The sequence below is a fragment of the Rothia sp. HMSC066H02 genome, from assembly GCF_001814995.1.
Taxonomy (GTDB): domain Bacteria; phylum Actinomycetota; class Actinomycetes; order Actinomycetales; family Micrococcaceae; genus Rothia; species Rothia mucilaginosa.
Genome location: NZ_KV818667.1, coordinates 373,826 through 383,475 on the forward strand (window position 1 = coordinate 373,826; position 9,650 = coordinate 383,475).

The following is a 9,650-nucleotide window of genomic DNA, read 5'->3' on the forward strand; positions in this document are numbered from 1 at the left end:
AGAAGAGAGGTACACAGATGAGCGCACCCGAGCAGTCGCTACAACCCGAACAGGCAGGGCTGGATGCACAGCACCCCGCCCAGCAGGCACTGGCGGCTCTCGCAGAGGGCGGCGTGGAATTCGACGTCCAAGCCCTGCTGCGCAGCGCACCCGCCAGCCCCCTGAGCAAAGAAGCCGCCGTGCTGATTCTCTTCGGCGTGCTCGATAACTCGCCCTCCACCGGCGAATTTGACGGCTGCCCCGACAACGTCAGCGCCGACCTGGATGTACTGCTCCTCGTACGTGCCGCAACCCTGCGCTCACACGCCGGTCAGCCCGCCTTTCCCGGCGGCAAAATCGACCCCGAAGACTACGCGCTTGCCGAAACCACCGGCGAACCCGTCGCCCACATCGCCGCCCTGCGTGAGGCGGTCGAAGAAACCGGGCTCGACCCCGCCGGCGTGCAGATCCTCGGCCAGCTGCACACCCTGCCGCTACCCATCAGTAACTTCATGGTCACCCCCGTCATCGGCTGGTGGAACAGCCCCGTGCCCGTCGAAGTCGTCGACCACAACGAGTCCGCGCTCATCGCCCGCGTACCCGTGCGCGACCTGCTCAACCCCGCCAACCGGCACACCGCCTACGTCAAACGCGGCCGCACCTCACACCGCACCCCCGCCTTCGAGGTACGCATGCCCGGCGGCGAAGAATTCACCGTCTGGGGGTTCACCGCGATTCTGCTCGACCGAATCTTTGACTCGCTCGGCTGGACCGTGCCCTGGGACAAGAAAAAGATGCGCCCGGCACCCGGCTACGAAGAATAAAGACTCTTGCGGAATAAGTCCCTGACTTGCAGATACGAGGTGTAGATAGGGGCGGCAGGTAGCTTGAACGAAGCTACCCGCCGCCCCTATTTTTGCCTTTATTCGCCCGCAGATTATTTACCGTCTGCGTAGTTGTGCACCCGCGCCACCGACACCGGAAAATCAACCGGCACCCGACCGAAGAGCAGACGCGCCGCCTCCGCAGCACCCTCACGTACAATACGCTCCACGCGATCCGCCTCCAGCTCAGGACCGCACAGCAGAAGCTCATCGTGCAAAAAATACACAATGCGGGTGCGCATCGGCATACCAAAAATCCGCTCAGACAGCAGACGAGAACGCACCGCGCCCATCCAACACAGAGCCCACTCCGCAGCCGTACCCTGAACAATAAAATTGCGGGTCATGCGGCCGTGCGCACGCGCCGTCGATACGGCACGCGACTCAGCCGCCGGCGACGACCGATCGGCCACAATCTCACGGAAACGCTCATCCACCGGCGGGGAGGTACGACCCAAAAAAGTCGTCACCTGACCGCCCGCCTCACCAATGCGCGCGGCACGCTCCGTAAAGTCCATCGCCTGCGGAAAAAGCGCCGCCACATGCGGCAACAGGGCGCCAATCTCACCGCTGCGGCCGCCATACATAATCGCCAGCATGCCCACCTTCGCGTGGGAACGCTCCGTCAAACCCACACCCTTCATGCGCGCCAGCTCGGCAATACCCGCATACAGGTCAGCGCCACGACCCGCCGAAGCGAGCGCCTCATCACGGCTCAACGCCGCCAGAATACGCGGTTCAATCTGCGAGCCGTCCGTCACCGTCAGCACCTGACCCTCCGGCGCCTGCACCGCCTGACGAATCTCCGCAGGCAGTTGCAACGCACCACCGCCGGAAGCACCCCAGCGCCCCGTCGCGGCGCCACCCACCTCAAGATGCGGGCGGAATGCGCCCTCAGAAACCCACGTATCAGCCCACGTCCAGCCGTTAGCAGTCCAAATACGGTACAGCTTCTTATAGCGCAAAATCGGGTCAATCAGCGCCCAACGCTTCTGCCGCTGAGCCGGAATCGCTTCCGCCCAACTCTTCAACTCCCACGAACGCGTAGACTTCACCGAAACCCCCGCAGACTGCAGAGCACGCAAAAGATCTTGCGGCGAATCCGGGTTCAACGACGGCATAAACAGCATGCGCTGAATCTGCTCCGCCAACTCCTGCATCTTCTGTGGACGCTCCCCGGGCACCGGACGCGGACCCAACAACTCGCACAGATGCTCATGATGCGCCTGCACATTAAACGGGATGCCGTAATAACCAATCTCAGCCGCCACCAACGCACCGGCAGACTCAGCCGCCGCCAAAAGACGCAGCCGCTCCGGGTGCCTTGACTCGCTAATAGCGCGCGCCTGCGCCAGCCATTCACGCATCAGCACGCGCACCACCGGATGCTCCGGCAGCAGAGTCACCGGGCCCGCCGCCAACTGCGGGGCAAAAGGCTCATGAGGCGCCGCCTCAAGGAAATCGGGGGAGGAATCAGCAGGAGAACCGGCATGTGTAGCGGAAGAGGTGGCGGGGGCACTCAAAAAATCAGTGCCGAACAGCTCCTCCTGACCCTGAACCTGCCGCGCCACCGGCAGATACCCCTGAGGCTCGGCCGCCTCACGCACATCAGAAAGATCCAGCACCGGGCTGTACTCCACAAAACCGCTCGGATGCGTAGCGGCAGTCGTCAAAATTCGCTGCACCAGACGCAAATCATGGCACAGATGCACCCGCACCCCGCGGCGCAGAAGCAGCGGGTCAACGTGGCGGGTATCAGCCCAAATCCAGCGGGGAAAACGCGCCTGCGCCGAATCTGCCGCCTGCCGCTCCACCTCTCGCACATACGCCGGAAGATTCGCCGCACTCACCCGATCCGCCCGCGTAATCCGCGGAATAAAGGTCGGGTCCTGCAACTGTTCAGCGGTCGGCGCCGAAAAATGAAAAGCACCCCACGAGGTCACCGGTTGAGCACCGCGCGGGGACGCACCCGCGGCAATAGCCGAGGTGACCGGGTGCGCGGAGGTGCCGGTCTGGGCGGTAATACCCGCGCCGGTGGCAGGACTGAGCAGAACGTACATTCTTCCATTATCGGTGACCGGGTGCGAAGGCGCGTGGTTTGTGGTCGCGGGCGGGCGGTTTGCGGAAGAGGCAGGGGAGGGCTGAATGCGCCCCGGTTTGTCATAAAAGCGCCGGATGCGTGCGTTTTGTTCGTTTGAAGTGCGTGCATCGCGGATATTTCGGGGTACGCGAGGAGTTATCCACAGAACGCTCATTCTCTTAAAAATTTAGGGCGGGCGCAATGCTCTCCTAGAGTCATGAACCCCGCTATGAATCCCTCCAGCAATCCTGCCGGGCACCCTGCCGACAATCCCGGCGGCCCCAACGGTTGCTCGCCGCGTGCCGCACAGGGCGCGAATCAGCCGGGCGCACAGAATACGGGTGTCCAGAACACCCGCACGCACTCGCTACCCGCCCTGCTCATCCCCGAAGACTATCGCGCCCGTGCCGTCGCCCTGCACGCCCGCGAACTGATTCTGCGCTCGCCGCAGATGAGTGCTATCGCCCTGGGTGGTTTTAGCGGCGGTTTCAGTGCTGGATTCAGCGCCGGGGTTGAGAAGACGGTCGAGAAGGCAGGGGAGCGGCCGCCCGCAGAGGGCGTGGTTGCCGCGGGCAGTGCAAACGCTGCGAGTGCCGCGGGCGGTGGGTTACTCCAAGAATCCCAGCCTCTCCGCGAGATTCTCGAAAACGCCGTGGACGAGGCAATCTGCACCATCGACGGCGGACACCTGGGGAACACGAATGCAGAAGGAACGGGCGCAGACGGAACTAATGTGATGAAGCCCCGAAAATTTCGCGCCAAAACGGTGCACTCCGCGCCCGCCTCCTGGAGCTACCCCAGCGTGGAATACGTGCCCGTCAACCGGCAGACCGCGCTGCGCTACCTCGCCGCGGAACTCTACGGCCTCGGCGCCCTCGACCTGCTCCTTGACGAGGGGCAACGCGCCGGAACCATCACCGATATCTACGTGAACTCGCCCTGCGATATCTGGGTGGGCATCAACGGAACCGCCCGCCCCGTGGCGCTGAGCCTCGGCAATGAGCGGCGCGTGCGTGACCTTGCCGAGCGGCTCATCCGCAGGCACGGCGGGCAGCTGGATGCCGCGCATCCGGCGGCTGACATCAGCGACGAGCACGGCAAGCGCATCCACGCGATTATCCCGCCGCTGAGCGAACGCACCCGGCTCTCCGTGCGCCTACCCGCCCGCGAGCGCCCCACCCTGGCGCAGCTGCAGGCCGCGGGGCTGTGCGATGAGGCGACCGCCGCCTACCTGCGCCGCATGATTGCCGAACGCCGCGGATTCCTCATTAGCGGGGGCACCGGCACTGGCAAAACCACCCTGCTCAATGCCCTGCTGGGGCTGTGCACGCCGCAGGAGCGCCTCATTTTGCTCGAAGACACCCCGGAACTTGCGCCGCAGCATGAGCAGGTTATTGCCCTCAAAACCCGCGCCGCCAACTCCGAGGGGGCCGGCGAAATCGGGTTGGGTGAGCTCATTGTGCAGGCGCTACGCATGGGCCCGGATCGGCTCGTGGTCGGTGAGTGCCGCGGCGCGGAGGTGGTGCACCTGCTGACCGCCATGAACACCGGTCACCGCGGTGCTGGAACGACCCTGCACGCCAATAGCGCGCAGGCGGTGCCCCTGCGTTTGTGCGCCCTGGGTGCGCTCGCCGGACTGGATAGTAGAACGGTCGCTCTACATACGGCGACGGCTTTTGAACGCATTATCCACCTGGAACACCGGGATGGTCGCCGCCGCATCGAGGGTATTTACAGCCTGCACCCCGCAGTTGAGGGGAGCGAAGAGTACCTGCAGGTCAGGCGTATCTCTACTGGCTCTGAAGTTGGGTACTAGCCCCCGAAATGGGGGAATCAGAAAACGTGAAAGGAGGAAGCAATGAAGCAGAACGAGAAGAGCAACGGAAGCCTTCACGAACGCTGGACTGAATGCTGGGCTGAGCGCCTAGCTGGGCGCATTGCCGGAGCAGCCAGTGCCGAGGAAATGCGCATGTGGCCACTCATGCTACGCACTCTTGCCCTGAATCTACGCGCCGGCATTCCCCTGCAGGAGGCGGTGCACACCGACCCGGGCTCCGGGCAGTTCGGGGAGGGCGAGCCGGTGCCGGGTACGGGGAAAACGCGCGTGAAGAATAGCTCTCGGAAAAGCGCCAGGAAAAACGCCCGGGCTCTACGTACACGAGGCCTCTCGCCCCTTTCCGAAGACTACGGGCACAAGCGGTGCGCCGAAGATATCCGCCGCTTCACGCAGGCGCTCGCCACGGTCACCTCCTGGGGTGCCCCCGCGCACCTCGCCTGCGCCCAACTGCTCGAAAATAGCACCCGGATGCGCCCGCACAGCCGCGAGCGCCTGCACGACCTGCAGCTGAGCCTGCGCATGAGCGAGAGCGCCGGTGCGCCGCTCGCCACGAGCCTGGAACGCGCCGCCGAACACGCCGAAGAACGCATCGACGCGCTCCTGGGTAGGCAGAGCGCCCTCGCCGCACCGCGCGCCACCGGCAGGATTCTCTCCTGGCTACCGTTGCTCGGCCTCGGCTTGGGGGTGCTCATGGGAAGCGACCCCGTGGGCGTGCTGACCGGCTCCATTCTCGGGGCGCTCACCGGTTTGCTCGGACTGGGGCTCGCCTTCGCCGGGCGCCGCTGGACCGCCGCGCTCGTGCATCGGGCTGAGGTAGAGAGCGCGGCAAGTAATGGAGTCGAACAAGCCTCGAACGTGCCGCCTGTTGATACTGCCCTCGTGCTGGAACTGCTCGCCGCGCAACTACGCGCCGGGCTCGCACCGCTCGCCGCACTGGGCACCCTCGCCGAGGCGCTCAATAGTCGACCGCTACACACGGTCTGCCAGCGCCTGCAGATGGGCAGCGGCTGGGGGAGCGCCTGGTCGGGCTCCGCGGCGGGAACCTTCGGTGAGTTGCGGGATGCACTCGCCCCCGCCTACACGGGCGGCGCACCCAGCACTGCACTGCTGCTCTCCCTAGCCGACGCGCACCGCCTCAGCGAACGCCGCGCGGCAGAACGCGCCGCCGGAAAGCTCTCCGTAGCGCTCGTGGTGCCCCTCGGGCTATGCTCGCTGCCCGCCTTTATCTGCCTGGGCATTGTGCCCATCCTCATTTCGCTACTACCCACGCTGACCGGCTAAAGAACCGTGCCCATAAGCGCTGTCGACTAGCTGAAATGCTGAAAAGTTTAAACCTTCGCTTTAGACCCTCGCCCATCTGCAACGAACGCGGATGAGCACCCACCCCGCCCCGAATGTTCAGGGCACAACGAAAGGAAAACCAATGACGAACACCCTCTGCGAAGCAATCCGCCACGACCTGCACACTGCCGATATTTCGGTCGGCGCTCCGGTCAATGCCCCGGTCGGTGCTCCGGGTGGCATTCCGAACAAAATTCAGCCCGCCGCACCCGGTGCAGAAGCGCAGACCATTCTGGGCCCCGTGCCGCTGTCCGTTGCCATCGCAACCACCATGAAGCAGCTGCGTGAAGAATGCCCCGAGCTCTTCACTGATACCGAGTTCTTCAGCGACGCTGAACTTTCCCCCGGCGCTGAGCAGAAGCACGCCGGCCCCAGGATTGACCCTCACGAAATGGAGATTGATATGAACACGGACCGCCTGAGCCCGGAGCAGGCGCTGACCATTGCCCGCGCGCTCGCCGAGGGTTGCACCCTGGACGAATGCGGCGCCACCTGCCGCAGCCTGGGTGAGCACGCGCCCGGCTGCGCCGAATATGTGCCCGCTGAAGGCGATGAAAAGGCACCCGCTGAGTACGCCCCCGCGGGTGATCCGGAGGAGGGTGCCTCCACCGCGGAGTACGGCATTGTGATGCTTGCGGCGGTCGGTTTTGCGGGCCTGCTGGTGCTGATTCTCAAGTCCGATGAGGTGCGTTCCATGCTCCTGGATATTGTGCGTAACGCCCTGTCAATTGCGGGCAATACGGGGCTACTCTAGCGCCTTTGGAAAGCCCGCTATAGGGTTTGACTCTGGGTGTTGTAAGCCCTAGAAAATCAGGTCAGAAAGGAGGAATAAAGAATGAACGCTCATGCGAATTTGGGTGCTTGGTGGCGTGCTCGGCCCGCAGGGAAAACCGGGACGGAATCGGCACTCTCAACCCCGCATAAGAGCCCCGCAGAAGAGGGGGTCATCACCGCCGAATTTGCGGTCGCCCTACCCGCCGTGACGGTGATGCTCGCCCTCTGCCTGGGTGCCGCCTCCACGGGGGTTGCACAGCTCAAGGTGGAGGAGTCCGCGCGAACGGCAGCTCGTGCCGCCGCCCGCGGGGACTCCGAGGCGCAGATTCGCTCCGCCGTCAACCGCATCGACCCGGCACAGAGCGTGCAGATTTCCGTTTCTCCTGATAGCGCAGTTGATGCGGGGGAGGGGCGTGCCCGGCAGGTGTACGTGCGGGTGAGCCGCCCCGCCCCCGGTGTGATTGGCTCGGCGACCGGCTGGGTACTGCGGGCGGATGCTCACGCCCGTATTGAAGGCGGCGGTGGCACTCAAGAAAACACCGACAGTGAAGAAAGCGCTGACAGTGAAGAAAGCACCGGCAATGATGGTGAATAAAAGCGTGGTTATTGCCTGTCCCGCGGAAGAGCAACCCGAGGAGGGTAGCGGCACCGTCCTCGCCCTCACCATTATTGCCGCGCTGCTGGTGCTGACCGTGGTGATTGCCGGGCTCATCGGGGTGGTTTCTGCGAATCGCAGGGCTTCCGCAGCCGCCGATTTGAGTGCGCTCGCGGCGGCGGATGCCTACCGCGGGCTCACCGGGGGCGACCCGTGCGCGGTTGCGGCGGATCTTGCCGAACGTCACGGCGCGCAGCTGGAATCCTGCACGTTCCCGGACCGCCCCGAAACGGTGGATGTGACGGTCGCCGTCCCCGTCGCAGGACCCATGGGTGTGCTGGGCCCGGCGAGGGTGCGTGCCCGCGCCGGGGCTGAGTATCCCGAAGGAGGGCACCCCGAAGAAGAACACGCTGTGGGTGACGCGGAGGAGCTGAGCCCGGCGGAGGTAGCCGAGCTGGAGGAAGAGCTGGAAGCTGAGCAAGACTCGGCGCTTGATTCTCCCGAATCAGAAAACCCGCCTGAGCCAGAAAACCCGCCTGAGCCAGAAAATCCAACCGAACCAGAAAGCTCCGCAGAATCAGAAAACCCAGCCGAGCCAGAAAACCTAACTGACTAGGCTATTTACGCTTATCGGGAGTTGTCATCCCAGCTCGCCCTACGCCTCCTGCAGTAACCTACGCCTCCGCCATGCTCCGTGGCATCGCCTGCAGTAGCGCCCGGGCGCCGTGCTTGCTGAGCGGCTCGTTGCGGTTGCCGCAGATGAGCCTATCGCCCTGGGTGGTTTTAGCGCCGGGTTCAGTGGCGGGCTTAGCGGTGGATTTAGTACCGGGGTTGAGAATGCAGGGGAATGTCTGCCTAATGACGGATTGTTTGATATTGTAGATTTACTTAGAAAAGTGGAATTAACTGATGAGCAAAAGGTAGAAATATATTTCTTGATAAAGAAGTATTTAGGTAGTGTGCAATAAGTTGCGTAAACACAATTTATTAAATACATTAATCGAATATTAGGGAGGTTGCAGTAGCAATGGGTAATTTGAATAATACGGTTAATTTTGTTAAAGAAATAGAGAAATTAAAGTCAGTAACAAGATTTAATAGAACCCTTGATGGAAGATTTGAAAATAGTGCCGAGCATTCTTGGCAGTGCGCAATAGCTTCAATCGTTCTTCAAGATTATTATCCTGAAAAATTGAATATGGAAAAGGTCATTTCTATGTTACTGATTCATGATCTAGGTGAGATTTATGCTGGAGATACTTGGGTTTTTGATGATAAAGGAAAGATTCACTCTCATGATAGAGAGCTAGAATCTATAAAAAAGACAATGAGCATCCTCCCAGAAGAAAAATATTTGAATATGAAAAATTCCTGGTTGGAATTTGAAAAAGGGCAGAGTGCTGAGGCAAGATATGCAAGAGTCATTGACGCATTGGTACCTCTAATAAATCACTTAGAAGTGTCAGAATTAAATTATAATCCAGATAATATTAGTTCAGATATGGTATTAGAAAAGAAAAAATTTATAAAAGGTGAATCTAAAGAGTTATGGAAACTGGCTGAAGAGCTGGTTAAGAAAAGCGTAGAAAAGGGCTTATATTTATAATATATCAAAAGCAAATCAGGAGAATGTCGCTACTTTTTATGAGTGAATCTTAGAAGCTAGCTACTCTGTTTTATTCCTTGATGGAACCTATCTGTCATTAAGACGTGGAACTGTTAGTAAAGAATGTATTCATATCGCATGTTGAGCATGTCCGGGGTGGTGAGGATGAAGTTGGCGTGTTCGCGGATTCAGCGGCGTTCGCCGGTGGGGGTGTCGCCGTCGTAGCTTGCTGCGTGGAGTCTGGGCAGGTTGTAGGAGGTGAGGTAGCCGAGCTGGAGGAAGAGCTGGGAGTCGGGCGGGACTCGGTGCCCGAGCTTCCCGAATCAGAAAGCCCAGCCGAGCCAGAAAGCTCCGCAGAATCAGAGAATCCACCTGTGTCAGAAAACCCGCCTGCACCAGAAAACCCAGCCGACTAGGCTATCTGCGCTCATCGGGAGTTGTCATCCCAGTTTGCCCCGCGCCTCCTGCAGTAACCTACGCCTCAGCTATGCTCCGCAGCATCGCCTGCAGTAGCGCCCGTGCGCCGTGCTTGCTGAGCGGCTCGTTGCGGTTGC

Annotated in this window: 9 protein-coding genes and 1 pseudogene; 9 read left to right on the forward strand and 1 reads right to left on the reverse strand. The window is 61.3% G+C overall.

Annotation, left to right across the window (positions count from 1 at the left end):
• Nucleotides 1-17 precede the first annotated feature (17 nt).
• Nucleotides 18-803, forward strand: a complete 786-nt coding sequence (locus HMPREF2999_RS01590) for an NUDIX hydrolase (RefSeq protein WP_070674747.1) — start codon at nt 18-20, stop codon at nt 801-803.
• Between the two features lie 113 nt (nt 804-916).
• Here HMPREF2999_RS01590 and HMPREF2999_RS01595 read toward each other — a convergent pair whose 3' ends face one another.
• Entirely contained in the window at nt 917-2,923 is a 2,007-nt protein-coding gene (locus HMPREF2999_RS01595; RefSeq protein WP_070674750.1) for a bifunctional 3'-5' exonuclease/DNA polymerase, read from the reverse strand.
• A gap of 249 nt (nt 2,924-3,172) precedes the next feature.
• Between HMPREF2999_RS01595 and HMPREF2999_RS01600 the strand changes: the two genes are divergently transcribed.
• The 8 genes and pseudogenes from HMPREF2999_RS01600 to HMPREF2999_RS09360 all read left to right on the forward strand — a co-directional run.
• Nucleotides 3,173-4,759 carry a TadA family conjugal transfer-associated ATPase gene (locus HMPREF2999_RS01600; protein ID WP_070674899.1) on the forward strand — a complete coding sequence of 529 codons (1,587 nt, stop codon included), beginning with the start codon at nt 3,173-3,175 and terminating at the stop codon, nt 4,757-4,759.
• A gap of 42 nt (nt 4,760-4,801) precedes the next feature.
• Complete coding sequence (locus HMPREF2999_RS01605; protein WP_070674753.1) at nt 4,802-6,061, forward strand: type II secretion system F family protein; 1,260 nt, start codon at nt 4,802-4,804, stop codon at nt 6,059-6,061.
• 142 nt (nt 6,062-6,203) lie between these two features.
• Entirely contained in the window at nt 6,204-6,875 is a 672-nt protein-coding gene (locus HMPREF2999_RS01610) for a DUF4244 domain-containing protein (RefSeq protein ID WP_070674756.1), read from the forward strand.
• 81 nt (nt 6,876-6,956) lie between these two features.
• Entirely contained in the window at nt 6,957-7,490 is a 534-nt protein-coding gene (locus tag HMPREF2999_RS01615; protein WP_070674759.1) for a TadE family type IV pilus minor pilin, read from the forward strand.
• Nucleotides 7,477-8,106: an Rv3654c family TadE-like protein gene (locus HMPREF2999_RS01620; protein ID WP_070674762.1), complete on the forward strand. Its 630-nt coding sequence runs from the start codon at nt 7,477-7,479 to the stop codon at nt 8,104-8,106. Before HMPREF2999_RS01615 ends, HMPREF2999_RS01620 begins: the two co-directional genes overlap by 14 nt.
• A 109-nt stretch (nt 8,107-8,215) precedes the next feature.
• Nucleotides 8,216-8,458, forward strand: a complete 243-nt coding sequence (locus tag HMPREF2999_RS09245; RefSeq protein WP_083315062.1) for a hypothetical protein — start codon at nt 8,216-8,218, stop codon at nt 8,456-8,458.
• A 59-nt stretch (nt 8,459-8,517) separates the two neighbouring features.
• Nucleotides 8,518-9,096, forward strand: a complete 579-nt coding sequence (locus HMPREF2999_RS01625; RefSeq protein WP_070674765.1) for an HD domain-containing protein — start codon at nt 8,518-8,520, stop codon at nt 9,094-9,096.
• A pseudogene (locus HMPREF2999_RS09360) lies at nt 9,083-9,235 on the forward strand (transposase); the annotation flags it as partial. The gene HMPREF2999_RS01625 and the pseudogene HMPREF2999_RS09360, both read left to right, overlap by 14 nt.
• Nucleotides 9,236-9,650: the final 415 nt, after the last annotated feature.

What these genes read in the sequence shown, in the direction of transcription:
- HMPREF2999_RS01590 (WP_070674747.1), top strand. Translation starts at nt 18, where the DNA reads ATGAGCGCACCCGAGCAGTCGCTACAACCCGAACAGGCAGGGCTGGAT.
- HMPREF2999_RS01595 (WP_070674750.1), bottom strand. Translation starts at nt 2,923, where the DNA reads ATGTACGTTCTGCTCAGTCCTGCCACCGGCGCGGGTATTACCGCCCAG.
- HMPREF2999_RS01600 (WP_070674899.1), top strand. Translation starts at nt 3,173, where the DNA reads ATGAATCCCTCCAGCAATCCTGCCGGGCACCCTGCCGACAATCCCGGC.
- HMPREF2999_RS01605 (WP_070674753.1), top strand. Translation starts at nt 4,802, where the DNA reads ATGAAGCAGAACGAGAAGAGCAACGGAAGCCTTCACGAACGCTGGACT.
- HMPREF2999_RS01610 (WP_070674756.1), top strand. Translation starts at nt 6,204, where the DNA reads ATGACGAACACCCTCTGCGAAGCAATCCGCCACGACCTGCACACTGCC.
- HMPREF2999_RS01615 (WP_070674759.1), top strand. Translation starts at nt 6,957, where the DNA reads ATGAACGCTCATGCGAATTTGGGTGCTTGGTGGCGTGCTCGGCCCGCA.
- HMPREF2999_RS01620 (WP_070674762.1), top strand. Translation starts at nt 7,477, where the DNA reads ATGATGGTGAATAAAAGCGTGGTTATTGCCTGTCCCGCGGAAGAGCAA.
- HMPREF2999_RS01625 (WP_070674765.1), top strand. Translation starts at nt 8,518, where the DNA reads ATGGGTAATTTGAATAATACGGTTAATTTTGTTAAAGAAATAGAGAAA.